The 20,150-nt window shown below is 32.9% G+C and carries 13 protein-coding genes and 1 pseudogene; 13 read left to right on the forward strand and 1 reads right to left on the reverse strand.

What is annotated here, in order from left to right:
- The first annotated feature begins 12 nt into the window (after positions 1–12).
- The 10 genes from AC1Q5Z_RS14350 (at position 13) to AC1Q5Z_RS14395 (ending at position 16,583) form a co-directional block, all read left to right on the forward strand.
- Positions 13–3,141, forward strand: a complete 3,129-nt coding sequence (locus AC1Q5Z_RS14350) for a SusC/RagA family TonB-linked outer membrane protein (protein WP_198857989.1) — start codon at positions 13–15, stop codon at positions 3,139–3,141.
- A gap of 13 nt (positions 3,142–3,154) precedes the next feature.
- Entirely contained in the window at positions 3,155–4,840 is a 1,686-nt protein-coding gene (locus tag AC1Q5Z_RS14355) for a RagB/SusD family nutrient uptake outer membrane protein (protein WP_343584152.1), read from the forward strand.
- Between the two features lie 99 nt (positions 4,841–4,939).
- Positions 4,940–5,878: an alpha/beta hydrolase fold domain-containing protein gene (locus AC1Q5Z_RS14360; RefSeq protein WP_492445506.1), complete on the forward strand. Its 939-nt coding sequence runs from the start codon at positions 4,940–4,942 to the stop codon at positions 5,876–5,878.
- 49 nt (positions 5,879–5,927) lie between these two features.
- A complete protein-coding gene (locus AC1Q5Z_RS14365; protein WP_343584148.1) occupies positions 5,928–7,151 on the forward strand; it encodes a glycoside hydrolase family 88/105 protein in 1,224 nt (407 codons plus the stop codon).
- 22 nt (positions 7,152–7,173) lie between these two features.
- A complete protein-coding gene (locus AC1Q5Z_RS14370) occupies positions 7,174–8,400 on the forward strand; it encodes a glycoside hydrolase family 88/105 protein (RefSeq protein WP_198857993.1) in 1,227 nt (408 codons plus the stop codon).
- A 163-nt stretch (positions 8,401–8,563) separates the two neighbouring features.
- Positions 8,564–10,153: a glycoside hydrolase family 43 protein gene (locus tag AC1Q5Z_RS14375; RefSeq protein WP_492445509.1), complete on the forward strand. Its 1,590-nt coding sequence runs from the start codon at positions 8,564–8,566 to the stop codon at positions 10,151–10,153.
- 236 nt (positions 10,154–10,389) lie between these two features.
- On the forward strand, positions 10,390–12,387 hold the full coding sequence (gene pelA, locus AC1Q5Z_RS14380; RefSeq protein ID WP_492445510.1) for a pectate lyase: 1,998 nt from the start codon (positions 10,390–10,392) through the stop codon (positions 12,385–12,387).
- Positions 12,388–12,521: 134 nt separating this feature from the next.
- Positions 12,522–13,871 carry a glycoside hydrolase family 28 protein gene (locus AC1Q5Z_RS14385; RefSeq protein WP_343584141.1) on the forward strand — a complete coding sequence of 450 codons (1,350 nt, stop codon included), beginning with the start codon at positions 12,522–12,524 and terminating at the stop codon, positions 13,869–13,871.
- 459 nt (positions 13,872–14,330) lie between these two features.
- Positions 14,331–15,074: a rhamnogalacturonan acetylesterase gene (locus AC1Q5Z_RS14390; RefSeq protein ID WP_343584139.1), complete on the forward strand. Its 744-nt coding sequence runs from the start codon at positions 14,331–14,333 to the stop codon at positions 15,072–15,074.
- A gap of 1,206 nt (positions 15,075–16,280) precedes the next feature.
- Positions 16,281–16,583 carry a hypothetical protein gene (locus AC1Q5Z_RS14395; protein ID WP_492445513.1) on the forward strand — a complete coding sequence of 101 codons (303 nt, stop codon included), beginning with the start codon at positions 16,281–16,283 and terminating at the stop codon, positions 16,581–16,583.
- On the opposite strand, the pseudogene AC1Q5Z_RS14400 reads toward AC1Q5Z_RS14395, so the two are convergent.
- Positions 16,526–17,599 (reverse strand): annotated as a pseudogene (locus AC1Q5Z_RS14400) (sensor histidine kinase); the annotation flags it as partial. The gene AC1Q5Z_RS14395 and the pseudogene AC1Q5Z_RS14400 sit on opposite strands and share 58 nt — an antisense overlap.
- A 354-nt stretch (positions 17,600–17,953) precedes the next feature.
- Here AC1Q5Z_RS14400 and AC1Q5Z_RS14405 point away from each other — a divergent pair.
- The 3 genes from AC1Q5Z_RS14405 to AC1Q5Z_RS14415 all read left to right on the forward strand — a co-directional run bounded on the left by AC1Q5Z_RS14405 (position 17,954) and on the right by AC1Q5Z_RS14415 (position 19,994).
- On the forward strand, positions 17,954–18,487 hold the full coding sequence (locus AC1Q5Z_RS14405; RefSeq protein WP_492445515.1) for a YcxB family protein: 534 nt from the start codon (positions 17,954–17,956) through the stop codon (positions 18,485–18,487).
- 177 nt (positions 18,488–18,664) lie between these two features.
- Entirely contained in the window at positions 18,665–19,093 is a 429-nt protein-coding gene (locus AC1Q5Z_RS14410) for a hypothetical protein (RefSeq protein WP_343584120.1), read from the forward strand.
- A gap of 724 nt (positions 19,094–19,817) precedes the next feature.
- Positions 19,818–19,994 carry an Hc1-related histone H1-like protein gene (locus AC1Q5Z_RS14415; protein ID WP_008467640.1) on the forward strand — a complete coding sequence of 59 codons (177 nt, stop codon included), beginning with the start codon at positions 19,818–19,820 and terminating at the stop codon, positions 19,992–19,994.
- Positions 19,995–20,150 lie beyond the last annotated feature (156 nt).

The raw sequence follows: 20,150 nt of genomic DNA on the forward strand, positions 1-20,150 counted from the left end.
ACTTTAAACCACATGAGTATTAAACAATTATCTAAGAAAAAAGATAAATACGGTTTTGTATTTTTCTTTTTCCTGAATTTTTTGCTGTGCAGTTCTATAAACGCACAGACAACAATAGAAGGGAAGATTACCGATGCGACAGGTATGTCGCTGCCAGGGGTAAACATTAATGAAAAGGGAACAAAAAACGGTACTTCGACAGATTTTGAAGGAAGTTTTAAAATTAATGTATCAAACAGTAAGGCAACTTTAATAATTAGCTATTTAGGATTTCAGACACAAGAAGTAAGTGTGGCTGGAAAAACTAAAGTAAATGTAAGTTTAGTAGAACAATCAAACGCATTGACAGAAGTTGTGGTTGTTGGTTACGGTTCTGTAAAAAAGACAGACCTAACAGGATCTGTTAGTACAATCAGTGCTGCAACTATTACAGAAAGAAATACGATTAGCCCATTAGAAGCTATTCAAGGTAGTACGCCTGGGGTTCAGATCTCATCATCAACAGGACGTGCAGGAGACGGATTTAAAGTGGTAATTAGAGGAAATAATTCTCTAATTGGAGATTCAAGTAATCCAAGTTTGGTAGGATCTTCACCATTATATGTTGTAGATGGCGTTCCGATGGACGGAATCGATTTTTTAAATCCGCAGGATATCGCTAGAATGGACGTTTTAAAAGATGCTTCTTCTGCCGCTATTTACGGTTCTAGAGGATCGAATGGGGTTATTATCGTAACAACAAAAAGCGGAACTAGTGCAAAAGCAGGTATAAGTGTAACTTTTGATACTTCTTATGGAAATAAAGTAGCAGCTAGATTGCCAAAAATGATGTCTGGAGAAGAATGGTGGAAATTTCATCAGGTTGCTTATATGAGTGCAACGCCTCTTACGCAAACTCCTTCGCAATTAGCCGCTTTGGCAGGAAATCAGAGCCCTTTATTGGTTTCTCGTGCAAATAGCGGTTATAATTTTGACTGGTATGATGCGGTACTTCAATCGGGAATGACAGAGAATAATTATTTAAATATTTCAGGACGTTCAGATTCAGGATTAAGCTATAATATAGGATTCGGAATTCAGAGTGATCGTGGTCTTATAGAAAATGATGCAACAGATAAATACTCTTTCAAATTAGGGTTAAATCATAAAATAAACGACAAATTTTCTACGGGCGTAAATGTAACAATTGCAAGATTAAACAATCAATTAGGTAGTGATTTAGCAATGCAGGACGCTTTTAGATTAAGTCCGCTAATGTCTCCTTGGGCAGTTGACGCGCAAGGAAATGAAAAAGTTGGAACTTTATTTTTTCTTCCGGGCAAGCTAACTTACCCTGATGGATCTTGGGCAATTAATAAGACTTCTACAGTCAATCCGTTAATGGAAATTGCGAATTCTTCGCAGACAGAAAACACTTGGCAAACAGTTGGAAATGCATATTTTCAATATCAGCCTTTAAAATGGCTTTCGTTTAAAACCACTTTTGCTGCAGGAATTATGAATAGTAAAGATTCATCTTCTTACACTGCACAAACTAATGCTGGGGTAACATTAAACGGAAAAAATTCTGCAACGCTAGAAAGTTCAGACAATTTCAATTATACATGGGACAATCAAATCGATTTGAAACATACCTTTAATGAAGTGCATGATGTTAGTGTATTATTATTGCAAAGTTTGTATTCTAATGTAGACGAAAGCTCATACATGTATTCTAATAATCAGCCTTTTGATGTTGGAACAGATAACATGGGGTCTGGCGCGCAAACGAGTTATGTTATAAAATCTGCTTATGCAAAAAACACTTTGAACTCGTATGCAGTACGTTTAAACTATGCATTTAAAGATAAATACTTGATTACAGCTTCTACTAGATGGGATGGTTCCTCTGTTTTATCTGAAGGTAATAAATGGGAAAGTTTTCCATCATTGGCTTTAGGTTGGAAACTTAGCAAAGAATCATTTTTAGAAAATAGTGCTGTTGTTTCAGATTTAAAATTACGTGCGAGTATTGGTTATACAGGAAACGATAACGTAGCAGCTTATACTTCTCAAGCGCTTTTAAACCAACAGACATTTTATGCACAAGGCTCAAATGTAGTTCCAGGATGGCAGTCAGAGAATTTGGCAAACCCAAATTTAACTTGGGAGAAAACAAGAGAATATAACTTAGGTGTAGATTTTGGATTCTTAAAAAATAGAATTACCGGTACTGTCGATGTGTATGACAGATTATCAGACAATTTAATTTACAAACAGCAATTGCCAGCAGAGTCAGGCTGGAAAAATACATTTGCAAATGTTGGGTCTGTTAGTAATAAAGGTATAGAAGCTTTATTGACAACAAAGAACATTAAATCTGGAAAAGTAACGTGGGAAACGACTTTTACATTTACTAAAAACGTAAATAAATTAGAGTCAATTTACAATCAGGATAAAGTAAGCGATATTGGAAACAAATTAATACTTGGCGCGCCATTAAACCCAAATTACAATTATGTTTATGATGGAGTTTGGCAAGAAAGTGAAGCAGCTCAGGCAGCATCTTACGGAATGGCTCCTGGTCAGGCAAGACCAAAAGATTTAAATGGAGATGGTAAGTTTAATCAAGATGATAGAACGGTAATCGGAAATCCAAATCCAGAATGGCAAGGAAGTTTTTATTCTAAATTAGTTGTTGGCCAATTTGATTTTAATTTTTCTGTCTTAACGAGTCAAGGACAAACTGTTTTGAGTACTTTCCACCAAAACTTTGCAGATGTAAGCGACCGTGGACGTCAGAAATTAGCAATGGATTACTTTATTCCAACTAATGGTGCAGGTATAGAAGCCAATGCAAATACTACAAACCCAAGACCTGGACCAGTTGCAACAGGTGCAGGAGCATATTGGACGTCTTTATTTGGATACTACAGAGACGTGTCTTACGTGAAAATCAAAAATATATCTTTAGGTTACACTTTAGATTCTGAATTATTGAAAAAACTAAAAATCTCTAATTTCAGAATTTATGTGAATGTTTTAGATCCGTTTGTGTTTACAAAATTCGACGGTTATGACCCAGAATGGGCAGCTTCTCCTTTTGGAGTAAACCGTCCGGCAGCAGTAACTACACAATTAGGATTAAGTGTTAAATTTTAATAAAGATATTCAAATGAAAAAAATACTAGTAATAATAGGAATAATTGCTGCAGCTGTAAGCTCTTGCAGTAATTATATTGAAGAAGATAGCCGTTCTTATGTACCGGCAGACGCGACATACAAAACAGCCTCAGGATTTCAATTATTGGTCAATACAAATTATGCTTGGCTGAAAGGAATTTATGGCGGAAACCCATGGCTTTTTGAAGCAGGAACAGATATGTACGCTGAAGGAAGAACTCCAGAACCAGCAGGATTGAGCCAGTATACACTGCTAATACCTTCTTCAGACAATGTAGCAGATTTGTATAATTCTTGTTATCAGCAAATTCAAGCAGTAAACAAGACCGTATATTATTCTACAGTTACAGAACAAACAGCAAATATAAATACACTTGTTGGAGAAGCACGTTTTTTAAGAGCAAATGCTTATTTCTTATTAGTGCAAACTTATGGCGGTGTTCCAATTGTTTTAGATAACATAACAACTCCAGTTTTATCTTTTACCAGAAACACAGCAGAAGAAGTATATGCACAAATTATTGCAGATTTAGATTTTGCTTTGGCCAATGTAGGAACAGCTGCTTACAGCGCATCTGGAAAAGTAAACAAAAGAGCAGTAAACGATTTATTGGCAAAAGTGTACTTAACAAGAGGATATGAAACTTTTGGTAAAGCCGATGATTTTTCAAAAGCGGCTGCTTATGCCGATGCTGCAATTGCAGGACAGGCCCTAAATATTCCGTTTAATCAATTATTTGTTACAACAGCGACAGGTGATAACGATTTGAATGCTGAAACAATTTTTTCAGTACAGTACGATAAGGCTTCAACAAGTACAGATCCTACAAAATTGGGTAACAACCAGTTTTACTATTTCAGTTCTTATTTAGGAGGAGCAGAAACAGGAGCGCCTTTAAGAAGTTATAATTTGTGTCCAACAGATTATGCTTTAGGTTTATACGAAAAAGGCGACGCAAGATGGAATGCTACTTTTATGACTGAAATTGTAGAAGGACCAGAAACAACAAACGGAGTTACAAAGACAATTTTATATTATCCGTATTACAGAAGTTCAAATCCAGCCTCATTAAAAGTAAGACATTTTTATGAGCCAAAATGGTTTACCGCAGCAGATAAAGCAGATTGGATGACTGCTAATGCTTCTAGATTATCTTCGACATTTGTATACCACCCTTGGGGAGAATATTCGGCAGCACATACTTTAATTAAAAACCTAGATTGTTATACTATTCCAGTTAAGAAATTTGATGATGCAAATCCGACAACTCCTTCAAGTACAGGACCAGTAAGCACAAGAGACATTATTGTTTCGAGACTTGGAGAAACTTATTTAATCGCTGCAGAAGCTTATTTAAAAGCAGGAAATCCAGGAACAGGATTAGACCGTTTAAATGAAGTAAGAAGAAGAGCAGGAGTTGCCAATGCAACTTTAGCTCAATTTAATATCGATTATATCTTAGACGAAAGAGGAAGAGAATTGTTAGGAGAATACAAACGCTGGTTCGATTTAAAACGTACAGGAACATTGGTAGCAAGAGCTTCAGCTCACAATTATAAAATAAAAGAAGCAAATTTTGTTGGTGTTGATGGTAAGCTTAAAATTTTAAGACCAATACCACAAACAGTTTTGGATTTAAACCAAAATAAAGATTTTCCTCAAAATCCCGGTTATTAGTAATTTGTTAGTTTTTTGAGAACTATGTTTTTTGAAGTAGTTAAAAAGGAGTTTGACTATAGGTCGAACTCCTTTCTTAACTAAAGAATTAAAGAAAAAATGAAAAAAGTAAAATTAATTATAGTATTGTTTTTGAATGTGTTTGTAATGCAAAGCCAGCAGTACAAAGTAGATACGTCGTACACTATTAAAAGCACTTTTACTAAATTAATTAAGAAATATCCGTTTATTACAATTCCAGAAATAAAAGCAAATCCAGAGGTTAAAGAAACATTCGATTTAGTTTACAATAAAGAACAAAATCGTGTTTTGCATTTTGATGCTTTTATCAATACAAAAAAGAAAAAAAATCCAGCAGTGATTATGATTCATGGTGGAGGTTGGAGATCGGGAAATAAAAATCAAATGCAGTTTATAGGAAAAGAAATTGCAGCAAAAGGTTATTCTTGTTTTGCAATTGAATACAGATTGTCATTAGAAGCAAAATATCCAGAAGGAGTTATTGATGTCAAGAACGCTATAAAATTTATAAAAGACAATGCGGCGAAATTTAATGTAGATCCAAACAAAGTTGCGGTTTTGGGCTGTTCTTCGGGGGGGCAAATGGCAGCTTTGATTGGTACAACAAACAATAATCCGCTTTTTGAAGATAAAGAATTTAAAAGCCGTTCTTCTTCAAAAGTTCATGCCATCATAGATGTAGATGGAGTTTTAGCATTCAAGCATCCAGAATCGTCAGAAGGAGATATGGCAGCATTTTGGTTAGGCGGAAAATCAGACGAAATGCCAGAAAACTGGAAAAACGCTTCGGCGTTGAGCCATACAGATCAAAATACACCGCCAGTATTATACATCTGTAGCAGTATTCCGAGATTTCATGCAGGAAGAGACGATATGATTAAAATCTTGAACAGTTATAAAATTTACAATGAAGTACAAACCATTCCAGATTCTCCGCACTCATTTTGGTTTTACGATCCTTGGTTTACACAAACAATCTCGTACAGCGTACAATTTTTAGATAAAATTTTTAAATAACTTAGATAAACTATTAGAAACCGCTAAATAAAAAGTAAAATTTATTTTTATGTGTAAATCTCTTTCAACAAAGATTAATCTAAAAAAAACAATATTTGTTTTATTGATGCTTTTTGGTTTTAAAACTATTGGGCAGACTCCAAATGATGGAGAAGCAAAAGTTATTCCTTATGATTTAAAATGGTCAGAAAGAACAGCTCTTTCTATTTTAAATAAGTATCCGCAAGCATGGCAGCTTGACGGAAATGAAAAACCTAAATGGGATTATAAAATGGGGTTTGTATTGTCTGGTTTTGAAAAACTGTATCAAAAAACAAACGATAAAAAATACTTAAACTACATAAAAGAGTATGTAGACGGAATGATTGATAGTACTGGAAATATTAAGAAATATGATATTAAAGAATACAATATTGATTGTTTGAATCCGGGAAAACTGCTGTTTAATTTGTATGGCATAACAAAAGATTCGCGGTATCTGAATATTATTGGACAACTTCGAAATCAGTTAGAAAGTCAGCCAAGAACAGCAAGCGGAGGATTTTGGCACAAGCAGATTTATCCAAATCAAATGTGGATTGACGGTTTGTATATGGCAGAACCTTTTTATGCACAGTTTACTGTTAAATACGAAAAAGGAAAAAGTCTAGATGATATTGCTAAACAATTTGAATTGGTGCAAAATCATATTGTAGATAAAAAAACAGGTTTGGTATATCAAGCTTGGGATGAAAGTAAAGAGATTGCGTGGGCAGATAAACAAACAGGAACATCGCCAACAATTTGGGGAAGAGGAATTGGATGGTATATGGTTGCTTTGGTTGAAACGTTAGATTATTTCCCAAAATCACATCCAAAATATAAAGTTTTGGTAAGCTACTTGAATCAGATGGCAAAAAATGTGAATCAATATAAAAGCGAAAATGGACTTTGGTATCAAGTTGCTGACAAGCCAGAATTGTACGGAAATTACGTAGAACCATCAGCGTCTGGAATGATCATTTATGCTTTTGCAAAAGGAGCCAACAAAGGTTATTTATCGTCAAGCTATAAATCAACAGCAAAAAAATCATTTGACAGTTTTGTAAAAGAATTTGTGAAAGTAGATAAAAAAGGAGAAGTAAACATATTGAATGTTTCATCAAATGTAGGTTTGGGCGGAAAACCATTTCGTGATGGAACAAACACGTATTATCTTATTTCCAAAACAAAAGAAAACGGTGCAATAGGCCTTGGAGCATTTTTATTAGCCGCAATTGAATTAGAAAAATAGTAGAATTTAAATATATTTTGAAATGAAAAAGAGTAGAAAGCAAAGTTATTTTATGTCGATTTTGATGGCTTGTTTTATGACCATTACAAGTTGTAAAGTAACATCGCAAGAGCCAGCAAAAACAGATATTGTAATAGGAAAGAAGCTGAAATGGTCTGATAAGATGGCCTTAACATTGATGAAACGCCATCCAGAATCCTATATGCTAGACGATGCTAAAAAACCAAAGTGGGATTATGTTCACGCTTTAGTTTTGCATTCAATAGAAGAATTATACAAAAAAAATCCAGATCCTAGATATAAAGCTTATGTTAGAGGTTATGTAGATATTTTAGTTCAAGCTGATGGAAGCATTAATACTTACGAATTTGACAAATATAATATCGATTTAGTACTGCCTGGACGCTTGCTTTTTGATGTTTATGCAACTTCAAAAGAAGATAAATATTTAAAAGCATTGCAATTAATACGTAAACAGCTTTCAGAACAGCCAAGAACACAAAGTGGGGGATTCTGGCACAAGCAAATCTATCCAAATCAAATGTGGTTGGACGGCTTGTATATGGGAGAACCATTTTATGCTGAATACACCGCTAAATTTGAAAACGGAAAAAGCTTTGATGATATCGCAAAACAATTTGAAGTAATTCAATTAAAAGCAACAGATCCAAAAACAGGATTATTGTACCACGGATGGGACGAGAGCAAACAAATGCCATGGGCTAATAAAGAAACAGGAAACTCTCCAAACTTCTGGTCTAGATCTTTAGGTTGGTACGTAATGGCTTTAGTTGATGTTTTAGATTACATGCCAAAAGATCATCCAAAAAGAAAAGAGCTGATTCAATATTTAAACAATGCCTCAGAAGCAATTCTTAAATTTCAAGATAAATCATCTGGTTTATGGTATCAAGTTACAGACAAAGGTGGCGAAAAAGACAATTACTTAGAAGCTTCTGGATCTGCAATGTTTTCATACGCTTTTGCAAAAGGTGCAAACAAAGGGTATTTGCCAGCTAAATTTAAGAAAGCAGCCAACAAAGCTTTTGACGGATTAACTACCGTATTGATTAAAAAGGTTGATGAAGATGGCGGAATCACGCTAACAAACTGCTGTCAAGTAGCTGGTTTAGGTGGAAATCCGTACCGTGATGGTTCTTACGAATATTACGTAAACGAAAGAAAAAAAGACAACGATCCTAAAGCAACAGGACCATTTATTTTGGCTGCGATTGAGCTAAATAGATAATTTTTTAGAAGTTATGGGTTTTGAGTTATGAGTGATGAATGTTCAGCTTTGTCTTGCTGAGCGAAGTCGAAGCATCTCAAAGTAACTCCTCAAAGAAAAAGTAAGTTACAAACCCGACAGGTTTTAAAAAACTGTCGGGTTTAAACAAAAAGTATAGTTAAAAATGAAAAACATAAAAATCATCCTATTCCTCTTCTGTATTATTTCTTTTCAGAAGAATACCGCACAAGTTTGGACATCAGATAATGGAGACGGAACTTATACCAACCCGATTCTCCATGCCGATTATTCAGATCCAGATGTTGTTCGCGTAGGCGATGATTATTATATGACAGCTTCCTCTTTTAATTGCATTCCAGGTCTTCCTATTTTGCATTCTAAAGATTTGGTAAACTGGAAAATTATTGGTCATGCTTTGGTAAAACAGCCGCCATTTGAAACGTACGATAGAGTACAACACGGAAATGGAGTTTGGGCGCCAAGTTTTACTTATCATAAAAATGAATTCTACATTTACTATCCCGATCCTGATTTCGGAATTTATATGATTAAAGCTAAAAAGGCAGAAGGTCCGTGGTCTGAACCGCTTTTAGTAAAAGCAGGAAAAGGATTAATAGATCCTAGTCCGCTTTGGGATACAGACGGCAAAGCCTATTTAACTCATGCTTTTGCAGGAAGTCGTGCGCAAATTAAAAGTCTTTTGGTAGTTTGTACCATGAATCCAGAAGGCACCATTGTCAATAACGATGAAGTAATGGTAATTGACGGACACAAAGATGAGGAAACAATTGAAGGCCCAAAATTTTATAAAAGAAATGGCTATTACTATATTTTTGCTCCTGCAGGAGGTGTTCCAACAGGTTGGCAGACTATTTTAAGATCGAAAAATGTTTTCGGACCTTATGAAAAAAAGAAGGTTCTAGAACAAGGTTCGACCGCTATAAATGGTCCGCATCAAGGTGCTTGGGTTACCACTCAGACAGGCGAAGATTGGTTTTTTCATTTTCAAGATAAAGATGCCTATGGACGAATTCTGCATCTCCAGCCAATGAAATGGGTAAACGACTGGCCAGTAATGGGCGAGGATTATGATAAAAACGGAATTGGTGAGCCTGTCACTACTTATAAAAAGCCAAATGTTGGTAAAAAATATCCAATAGAAGCTCCAGCAGAATCGGACGAATTTAATGAACCTAGATTAGGTTTGCAATGGCAATGGCAAGCAAACAGACAAATAAATTGGGGATTTCCGACAAGTTTAGGTTACTTAAATTTGTTTTGTAATACAACTTCTCAGAATATCTTTAATGCGCCAAATTTATTATTGCAAAAATTTCCGGCAGAAGAATTCACCGCAACAACAAAACTGACTTTCAATCCGAGATTGAATCGCGAATCGACAGGTTTGATCGTAATGGGCTTAGATTATAGCTTTCTAAGTTTTAAAAATAATGGAGGAAAATTATACCTAAGTCAGAAAACAGGAACATTTGACAAAACAGTTTCAGAAAAAGAAACGACTCCAATACAAATAGATAACAATACGATTTACTTGAGAGTAAAAATTGGAAAAGGAGGAATGTGTAGTTTCTTTTATAGTTTAGACGATAAAAATTATCAAAAAATCGGAAATGATTTTAAAGCAAAAGAAGGAAAATGGATTGGAGCCAAAGTCGGACTTTTTGCTTTAGGCGAAGAAATAAAAAATGATTCCGGAAATGTTGAAGTAGATTGGTTCCGAATCACGAAGTAAAAATGCAAAATATAGAAAAAACGTATTTTTTGATTTTTTTTTCGAAAAAACGGCTTTTATATTTTGATTCTACCGGACGAATTTTAAAAAGCAATATCAAAAGACATTAGACAACAAAAAGATGTCTTAAATACAGGTTTAAAAGATTTTTCTTACATTAAAATGAAAAAATTGCTTATTTTTTGACTTTTAGAAGAAAATAAGCCATTCCAAAAAAAGGGTTAAAACAGATTAAAATGGTGCAATTAAAAAAAACTGCTTTATTGCTTATTACATTTTTAAGCATTGGACTTCAAGCTCAAACATCTTACAAACGATGGCCTGAAATTATTCGTAAGAGTGATGCCGCTTGGTTTGCATCTGCAGATGCGAAAAGAATAGCCGAAAACGTATTGCTTTACCAAAGAGACATTGGAGGATGGCCAAAAAACATTCAAATGCAGGAAGAACTTACAGAAAAACAGAAAAAAGATTTAATTGCACTTAAAAAAACTGCTGTAGAAACCACTACAGACAATGGAGCAACATGCCAAGAAATGCTTTTTATGTCTAGAATGTATGCGCAAGTCAAAGACGAGCGTTATCAAGAATCTTTCTTAAAAGGATTAAATTACCTTCTGGAAGCACAATATGCTAATGGTGGATGGCCGCAGTTTTATCCGTTAAAAAAAGGCTATTATACGCATATTACCTACAACGACGACTCAATGGTAAACATTATGAATGTGATAAGAGCAGTCGCAGATCAGACAGATTATTACAGTATAAAACCTTCAGCAGAAATTGTCGAAAAATGCAAAAAAGCTTTTGATAAAGGTATCGACTGTATTTTAAAAACACAATATAAGCAAAACGGAGTTTTAACAGCTTGGTGCGCACAGCATGACGAAGTTACATTGGCTCCTGCAAACGCAAGAGCTTTTGAACTAGCATCTTTAAGTGGTTACGAATCGGCTAAAATTACACTGCTTTTAATGTCAATAAATAAGCCTTCGAGAGAAATTGTTACTGCAGTTAAAAGTGCTCAAGCATGGTTTGAAAAAACGAAAATCACCAATTTAGAAGAAAAAAGAGTTCTTAATGATGCTGGAAAAATTATAGACAAAAAGATGATTCCTGCCGTAAATGCTAAACCAATGTGGGCAAGATTTATGGACTTAGAAACCAATGAACCATTTTTTTGCGATCGTGACGGAATCAAAAAGAAAGCTATAGATCAGATTGGAGAAGAGCGAAGAAATGGCTATTCATGGTATTCTGATGCGCCAGAAGAAGTTTTGAAAAAATATCCAGAATGGGCGGTTAAAAACGGCACAAAAGTAGGAGCAGTAGAAAAGAAAAATGTAAACTATATCACAGTAGCTCAAGACGGTTCTGGAGATTATACCAAAATACAAGATGCTGTTTACGCTACTCCGGCATTTCCGTATGAGAAAGTGACAATTTTTGTAAAAAACGGAATCTATAACGAAAAAGTTCGAATTCCAGAATGGAATAACAATGTTATTTTGCAAGGAGAAAGTAAAGAAAACACGATTATTACATATGATGATAATTTTTCTAAAATTGGTTTAGGAAGAAACAGCACTTTTTATACCTACACTCTTTTGGTAGAAGGAGACGATTTTTCGGCATCAAATCTTACCATCAAAAACACCTCAGGCGAGCACGGACAAGCAATTGCATTATCTGTAGTGGCAAACCGCGTCAAAATTACCAACTGCAACCTTTTAGGAAATCAGGATACTTTGTACTTATCTGGAAAAGAGGCTAAACAATATTTTAAGAATTGTTATATCGAAGGAACTACCGATTTTATATTTGGAGGAGCAACAGCTTTGTTCGAAAACTGTACAATTCACAGTATAAAAAGCTCTTATATAACAGCCGCTTCAACACCAGAAGGAACCCCTTTCGGATTCGTTTTTAAAAATTGTAAACTCACGGCAAATCCAGAAGCAAAAGATGTTTATCTAGGAAGACCGTGGCGCATTTATGCCAAAACAGTTTTTATTGACTGCGAAATGGGAAAACAAATTAAACCTGAAGGATGGGAAAATTGGTCGAAACCAGAAGCAGAAAAAAACGCCTTTTATGCCGAATACAATTGCAGCGGAGAAGGATTTCAACCTTCAAAAAGAGTAAAATGGTCGCATCAGCTTTCCAAGAAAGAAATAGCACAATATTCTATTGAGAACATTCTTAAAGATAAAGTTGCGAATTGGTATTTTTAATAAAAAAGGACTAAGGTTCTGAGGAGCTAAGATACTAAGCTTCTTTACTAAACCTAAAATCAAATAGTTCCTCCCCAAAAGAAAACCGCAGTACCTTAGCATCTTAGAACCTCAGAACCTCAGAACCTAAAAAAATGAAATACCTTTTCTTAATACTCATCGCCAGTACTTGTTTTGCACAAAACAGCGATTTTCCGTCAGTAAAAGTCGATTCTATTGTAAACAGGATAAAGATTCCAGAAATCCCTTCTTTTCAAATCAATGTAATGAAATTAGGAGCAAAAGGAGATTCTGTTTCAGACAATAAAAAAGCTTTTGATAGAGCAATGGCTCTGTGTAAAAAGAATAACGGAGGAACAATTATAGTTCCTAAGGGAATTTATAAAATCAACGGACCAATTCATTTTGTAAGCAATGTAAACCTTAAAGTAGAAAAAGGAGCCAAAATTAAGTTTAGCGACAATCCCAAAGACTATTTGCCAATGGTTTTAACGAGCTGGGAAGGCACAATGCTGTACAATTACAGTCCGCTTATTTATGCTAATAACTGTACTAATATTGCTATTTCTGGCGAAGGAACTATAGATGGAGAAGGCGGAAAGATATGGAAAACTTTTAAAGCAAAAGAAAACGAAGGCAAGAATCGAAGCCGTGAAATGAATCATAATAATGTACCATTAAACGAAAGAAAATTTGGAGAAGGCTATTTTCTAAGACCGCAGATGATTCAGTTTCTGAATTGTAAAAACATATTAGTAGAAAATATCAGAATAGAAAATTCTCCATTTTGGTGTCTTCACCTTTTAAAATCAGAAAGCATAACAGTTCGAGGCATTAGCTACAAATCGCTAAACCATAACAATGACGGAATCGATCCAGAATACGCTAAAGATATTTTAATTGAAAATGTAAATTTTGATAACGGAGATGACAACGTAGCCATAAAAGCGGGAAGAGATCATGAAGGAAGAGCTAATACCGCGACTCCAAGCCAAAACATTGTCATTAGAAACTGTAATTTTAAAGGACTTCACGGCGTCGTAATCGGAAGCGAAATGTCGGCGGGTGTTCAGAACGTTTATGTAGAAAATTGCAAAACAGCAGGATATCTAAAGCGGGGAATTTATCTAAAAACGAATGCAGACCGTGGAGGATATATTAAAAATATATTTGCTAATAACATCCAATTGGACCAAGTAGAAGATTGTTTATACATTACAGCAAATTATCACGGAGAAGGCAAAGGGTATCAATCGGATATATCTAATGTATATTTTTCGAATATAACCTGTAACAAAGCATCAGAATCAGGAATTGTAATTCAGGGATTTGCAGACAAAAAAATCAAGAATATTTCTTTAAAAAATATAGAAATAAAAGAAGCGAAAAACGCCCTCTCAAACGAAAATGCAGAAAATGTCTTGATGACAGATGTGTTTATAGGTAAACGAGCAACAGTTCCAACAGCGGTTTCGAAACATTAGATTTTTTAGGTTCAAAGTAGCAAAGGAACAAAGGGACAAAGGTTTTCTTTGCGGTTAATTTGTAACGCAAAGCACGCAAAGGTTTACTCAAAGTGCACAAAGTTTTTATAAAGGAGGCAAAGTTCGCAGAGATTTTCACGTAGAGACGCACCGCAGTGCGTCTACACAAAGAATATCCATAAAGCTTTGTGTCCTCTTTGACAGAGAATATAAGTAAAATATAGAAAAAAACTTAGTGACCTTTGCGTAACCTTAGCGCACTTTGCGTTTAATTTTTACCGCAAAGCACACAAAGAAAGCGCAAAGTTTGCAAAGTTTTTATTCTTTATGTGCTTTGCCAAAGAAGGCACAAAGCTTTGTCTCTTTGCCTTCTTTATTAAACCTTTGTGCACTTTGCGTATCCTTAGCGTACTTTGCGGTAGAAAAAAACTTCGCAGTAAAAAACAAAAATAAAAGAAAATGAAAAAATACATCATCCTAACACTTTTAATTACGACAGTTAGTTTCGCACAAAAAACAACCTTGTACTGCATTGGCGACTCCACTATGGCCAATAAAAAAGATCCCGAAAAAAATCCAGAACATGGGTGGGCACAGGTATTGCAGCCCTTATTCAAAGACAATATTGTAGTGGTAAACAAAGCCGTAAACGGAAGAAGCACAAAAAGCTTTATTGCAGAAAAACGCTGGGATTCGATATATCAAAAACTGAAAAAAGGAGATTATGTCTTTATCGAATTCGGACATAACGACGAAAAAATAGAAGATCCAGCACGTTACACCAATCCGCATACAGCATACAGATACAACCTAATAAAATTTGTAAAAGAAAGTAGAGAAAAAGGAGCGATTCCGGTGTTATTAACCTCTATCTCTCGACGCAATTTTAACGAAAAAGGCGTTTTAGTGCCTACACATGGCGATTATCCATTAGAAACCCGATTAGTAGCCCAAGAACACAAAGTGCCTTTTATTGATCTAGAATACCATACAGAACTATTGGAACAATCTTATGGACCAGACAAATCGAAAGAATTGCATCTACATTTTAAGGCAGGAGACAACCCATATTACGATAAAGACAAAGCAGACGATACGCATCTTTCATTGTTAGGAGCTACAAAAATCGCTGAGATTGTTATTAATGAGATCAAGCAATCCGAAGAACCACTACTTAAAAATCTTAAAAATGGAATTAAGTAGTTGAGGATTGATAATTCTCCACTGTTAGATTTCACAATCCAAAACTCAAAACTCATAATTCATAACTCATAATTCATAACTCATAATTCATAACTCATAATTCATAATTCATAACTCAAAAAAAAAGTTTTGCCCTATAATATAACTTTTAAAACTTTTAGAAGCTATCAGACTATTATAATGAGCTGATATTTGCAACTGTAAATAGTATTCTGGTTGCGAAATTCTCAGGTTACTCTTTACAGTTTTTTTACAAGCCATAACGCAAAAAGGAGAAAATTTTTTATTTTCTCCTTTTTTATATATAATAATTGTTTTAAATGCGCTTTTTTGATGAAATAGCAGAAATGCATGTTTCATTTCTTAAAAAAGTGAATTTTTAAGAAAATGCGCACAGCTGTAAATAAGATGTAAGTATTTTAATATATTTTGTGTAACATGTTGCAAAATAACATGTTTCATATTATAAAACGAAACTTAATTAACTGTATATCAGTATTGTATGCGTGAATAATATGCTTTAACTTTATCAAATAAAATCTGAACTGCCCTTTCAGAATTAAAATATTCTGTTGTTCAAAATAAATTTCAATTCATTACACCTTTTTTAATTGAAATCTTATCGCCTTAGTAAGTTGAAGCTCTAGATAATTGCTCCCAAATCTAGTATTAGAATAAAAATGAATTAGTTCTAGTAAAAGCCTTTAAATAAGTACACTCAAGTATTTTTTGATTTTTAGCAGTTGCATATGGCAAATGAAACTGCTTAAACAGATTTTCTAAATCTTTTTAATCCCACATTTAAGTTTAGCAGATTAAAACCAGAAATGGTAAATAACTGACTTTAAAATATATTTTGTCTTCGCCTGTATATCGATATTTCATTTTTTTTCTGCTGGTTCAAATAGTGTATAGCAGTCTTTTTGTTTCTTATTTTATTGATTAGTAGATGGATATGTTTTGTTTTGAGTGCTTTTTTTTGACCAATTTGTTTCAAATTTGAAACAAATATACCTTAAACTGTTATTCTAAAATCTTCTACTGGCAATCTGAGCTTTAGAATTGAAGGAATTTTGCAGCATAATTTTCTAGTATCAAATTTTATTAAAAACAAACAATTAAAAGTAACCAATTCAATACTGTTTTAAATCTTATGTCTTGATTTGTTGAATGTTATTGAAATTCTTTTAATTAAAAAAGCGATTTATGAAAACAAAATTTACATTCGTTTTGTTGTTATTATTGTTTACAGTAGGGCAATCTTTTGCACAAGTAGTCATTAATACTACGCCTACATCTTATCAGCCCGCCACTCTGGCACAAGGAGGAATAGCGGGTACGTACAGGGTAGACATTACAAACAATAATGCAGCAGCATTGAGCGGGGCAAAACTTACTGTGACACTGCCAGCGGGTATGGAGTACGTTTCGGGCTCTATTACAGGGATCTTAATTATAAAAATTGATCCATTTGGAAAATTGTTTTGGAGAATAATTTCTCCTTTATGATTTTTGATTATGCCATGCACAACACTAAGGCCTAATCCGCTGCCATAACTGACAGGTTTGGTAGAAAAAAAAGGTTCGAATATTTTATCTTTTATTGCGTCTGGAATACCACTTCCTTGGTCTTTAATTTTAAGATATAAATTGTTTTCATCATTTTCTATAATAATCTTAACCGTGCTTTTTTCAGGTGATGCGTAAATAGCATTTATTAATAGATTAAATAAAACTTGTGTTATTTGAACAGAATCTATCTTTGCAGTTATATTTTCATCTTTAAAAATGAGCTCATATTTAATGCCTTTTTTTTGAAAGTTTGATTTTAAAAATGACAAGGCAAAAACAATAATTGGTTTAATTTGCTGTACTTCTAGTTTTTGTGGCATTTCGCGCGAGAAAAACATTAATTTTTTTACTATCTCACGAGAATAGATTACTGAATTGATAACAATCGAAATATCTGCAGCAATATTTGGATCTGAATTATGATCTTTAATAAGTTCTGCAAAACCTAAAATGTTGCCCAGAGGAGTATTTAATTCATGTGCAATTCCAGCTGTCATTTCTCCAAGAAGAGTAAGACGTTCCATGCGCTCAAGAGTTTTTCTCAAAAGAGCTTTTCTTTCTAATATTTGATGTTTTTCAATGTAATTTCCAATTTCTAATGCGATTGTATCTAATAGTTTTTGTTCATCTGAGCTAAAATCTTCAAGAGTATATTTGTATGACGGATAGTGTACTTTTATATTTCCGCATTCAATCTTATTTATAGATATACTACTACATTGAAAAACACTTTTTTCTATCTGTTGTGATGTTGAAAGATGATAATTAGTCGTGTGAATTTCTACTACAGCATCACTAGAAAAACGCCAAGCATTTTTTGTGCTAATAATAATATCATGTAAGGTCTGAATATTAATAGAGTCTGCGTTAGAAATTGTTTTTAGAATTTCATAAAGAGAAGTAAGTTCTCTCACTTTTTCTCTTAAATTTTCTTCAGTAGACGGTAAATTCATTGTAAGAAAAAAGTATATAATTAATTTTGAAAAGCACCAAAAGTAAATAAAAAAATACTATTATTATATAAAACAGTGTTTAATGTTAACTATTTGAAAATAAACTAAATAGTTTTTGTTATTATGTCTTATTCTGATGTTTTTATAGCTTTTGGAGGTAAGTTTTGAATAAAGTTTTGTGTAATGAAAATGTCAGAATTTTTTATTGATTGTTTTTGACTTTAGTTAGCTCTTTTTAGAAAATTTAGAATTATGAATTAAGTCCTATTTTAATAGTTTTAAAACTTTCGTGTCCATTTTAAGAGTTTACCTATTGATACCTTTGTTTCAACAATTGTACAAAAACAAATAAAAATGAATACCACAAACTTTTCATTAGAATTTCAGTTGAATGTTTCAGAAATAAAAATGCTTAATGATATGTATTTTAAGCATTTGTTTAAAGATCGAATCGCATTTGGTCTTCTTGTTGTTTTATCTTTAATGATCCTAATCGATTTTAGTCTAGAAATAGACTATCTTGATTGGTTAATAAGAAGTCTGCTTTTGGTTGTTGTTTTTGTAATAATTCAATTTTCTTTTATAGATGTGATTTCTAAAGCGATTTTTAAAATGACAAAAAAAATTATTGGATTAAATAGATCTTCCAATAAATATAAACTCTCTTTTACTTATTCTAATATCTGTGTCAAATCACCACTGGGAGAATTAACCCATAAATGGTCAAAAATTGAAAAAGTTATTCAAACCAAAAACTTCTTGTTTCTATATATAAAAGAACAAAACAGTTACATAATATCAATTTCTAAGAAAGAAAGCAATTCTAAGAAAATTGAGGAATTACTCTCTTTTGTAGAAAAAAATGTTATTCATGTTATCAAAGTTTGAGGCTTTTTTTTGTTTTCAGAGCAAACTATAATCTATAAAACTTATTTAAAAATGCCTTATTATAATCATTTTATGGCTTATTGTGGGAGGTAAAGAACAACGGTTAAATATAATTTTGTATACTCTTAATTCATAATTATTAAGAAATGAATTTATTGTAGATCTAAAAAGACGGGAATGAAAAAGGAAAAAATTTTAGTCCGAGATAATAAAGGAATCTTTTTGAAAATGTTTAAAAGAAAATTGAAAACTGATTTTGATTTTTTTGAAAAATCATTTTTTGATAATAGTGAAGACAAGATAAAAGAATATGATCGTATTATTTATGTAGTCTACGATAGAAATGAACTGCTTGGCTTTTTACAGGAAAACAAAAATAGAAATGTATTGGTTTGTTTATTTGACAAACAGTTTTATGCAAGTTTATCATTTTTAGAAATAATGAGCAATTTGGTACTGTTTGATGAGTATAAAACTAGCAGAGAGATTTTTAAAGAAATAAAGGCTTTTTTTAAAAAGAAATTAGAATCAACAACTGAGAAAGTTGCTTCGCAATCTAATAATGCGTTTCCTGATTATTACAAGGCAATGTATTATTTAATGTAATCTATTTTATTTTTTTATGTTTTTGCAGCACAAATCTTGAGTGAAATTGTGCCTTTTATATGCAGGATAAGTGTTGTTCATTATCCTGCATTTTTTTTAAGCAATATGTAAACTTCTTTAAAAAGAAAATTTTCCATTTAGAATTGCTTTCGCGGTTATGCTTTGCTAATTGATAATAAAATAAAGCGACTTGGAATTTTAGGAAATAATACTATGAATAATGTCGAACAAACAACTTTCAAAAAGGAACAAATTCCTACTTGCAATGTAACCAATTTATCCAAACAGCTTTCAGGTGAAATAAAAAATGAGATCAAATAATTGTAATAGAAAAATCGATTCTTTGTTGTTATTAATGATCTGTAAACTTTTCCTTTTTAATAAAAACTAATCTGGGCAGAACTACCAATAGAGTATTTTTTTCCTTGTTTGGGGATTTTTCCATGCAAAAATTAACAAATAGGAGCGTTTTAAATGCTTGTTTTAAATTAAAAACCCTTGACTAAGATACTTTATACAAAGCATTAAAACAGGTGTATTAAAAACACTTTTGTAAATAAGTATTTGACTTTGAGTTGGTTGTGTTTATTGGGTGTTGTCAAAAAATAGAAGTCAATTTATTGTAAAGAAAATGAATGAAAAACTGCATTAAATTTAACAGCAAAATTGTTGTAACTATCACACAAACTTTTATTTTTGTGGCTTAATTTAACAATATATAAGCATGAAAGATTTATTAGTAAAAATCAACGCCGAAATTGAAACATTCAAAGCTGAAGCTGAATCTTTGACTGAAAAAGGAATTAAAGCTGCTGGACCAAGAGCACGTAAATCAACTTTAGAAATTGAAAAACTTTTAAAAGAGTTTAGAAAAGTTTCTATCGAAGAATCAAAAAAATAATACAACTAAAACCTCGTCAATCGGCGAGGTTTTTTTATGCCTTTGGTTTCTTATTAAATGTGTGTGATTTTAACGTAAAGCTCGCAAAGATTTTTATTGTATTTTTTACGAGAGTTTAAAGTTCGCAATGCTTTGTGCTTACTTTTTGGATTTAGT

The organism is Flavobacterium sp. GW823-FHT06G12 (assembly GCF_058794775.1).

What these genes read in the sequence shown, in the direction of transcription:
- AC1Q5Z_RS14350 (WP_198857989.1), top strand. Translation starts at nt 13, where the DNA reads ATGAGTATTAAACAATTATCTAAGAAAAAAGATAAATACGGTTTTGTA.
- AC1Q5Z_RS14355 (WP_343584152.1), top strand. Translation starts at nt 3,155, where the DNA reads ATGAAAAAAATACTAGTAATAATAGGAATAATTGCTGCAGCTGTAAGC.
- AC1Q5Z_RS14360 (WP_492445506.1), top strand. Translation starts at nt 4,940, where the DNA reads ATGAAAAAAGTAAAATTAATTATAGTATTGTTTTTGAATGTGTTTGTA.
- AC1Q5Z_RS14365 (WP_343584148.1), top strand. Translation starts at nt 5,928, where the DNA reads ATGTGTAAATCTCTTTCAACAAAGATTAATCTAAAAAAAACAATATTT.
- AC1Q5Z_RS14370 (WP_198857993.1), top strand. Translation starts at nt 7,174, where the DNA reads ATGAAAAAGAGTAGAAAGCAAAGTTATTTTATGTCGATTTTGATGGCT.
- AC1Q5Z_RS14375 (WP_492445509.1), top strand. Translation starts at nt 8,564, where the DNA reads ATGAAAAACATAAAAATCATCCTATTCCTCTTCTGTATTATTTCTTTT.
- pelA (WP_492445510.1), top strand. Translation starts at nt 10,390, where the DNA reads ATGGTGCAATTAAAAAAAACTGCTTTATTGCTTATTACATTTTTAAGC.
- AC1Q5Z_RS14385 (WP_343584141.1), top strand. Translation starts at nt 12,522, where the DNA reads ATGAAATACCTTTTCTTAATACTCATCGCCAGTACTTGTTTTGCACAA.
- AC1Q5Z_RS14390 (WP_343584139.1), top strand. Translation starts at nt 14,331, where the DNA reads ATGAAAAAATACATCATCCTAACACTTTTAATTACGACAGTTAGTTTC.
- AC1Q5Z_RS14395 (WP_492445513.1), top strand. Translation starts at nt 16,281, where the DNA reads ATGAAAACAAAATTTACATTCGTTTTGTTGTTATTATTGTTTACAGTA.
- AC1Q5Z_RS14405 (WP_492445515.1), top strand. Translation starts at nt 17,954, where the DNA reads ATGAATACCACAAACTTTTCATTAGAATTTCAGTTGAATGTTTCAGAA.
- AC1Q5Z_RS14410 (WP_343584120.1), top strand. Translation starts at nt 18,665, where the DNA reads ATGAAAAAGGAAAAAATTTTAGTCCGAGATAATAAAGGAATCTTTTTG.
- AC1Q5Z_RS14415 (WP_008467640.1), top strand. Translation starts at nt 19,818, where the DNA reads ATGAAAGATTTATTAGTAAAAATCAACGCCGAAATTGAAACATTCAAA.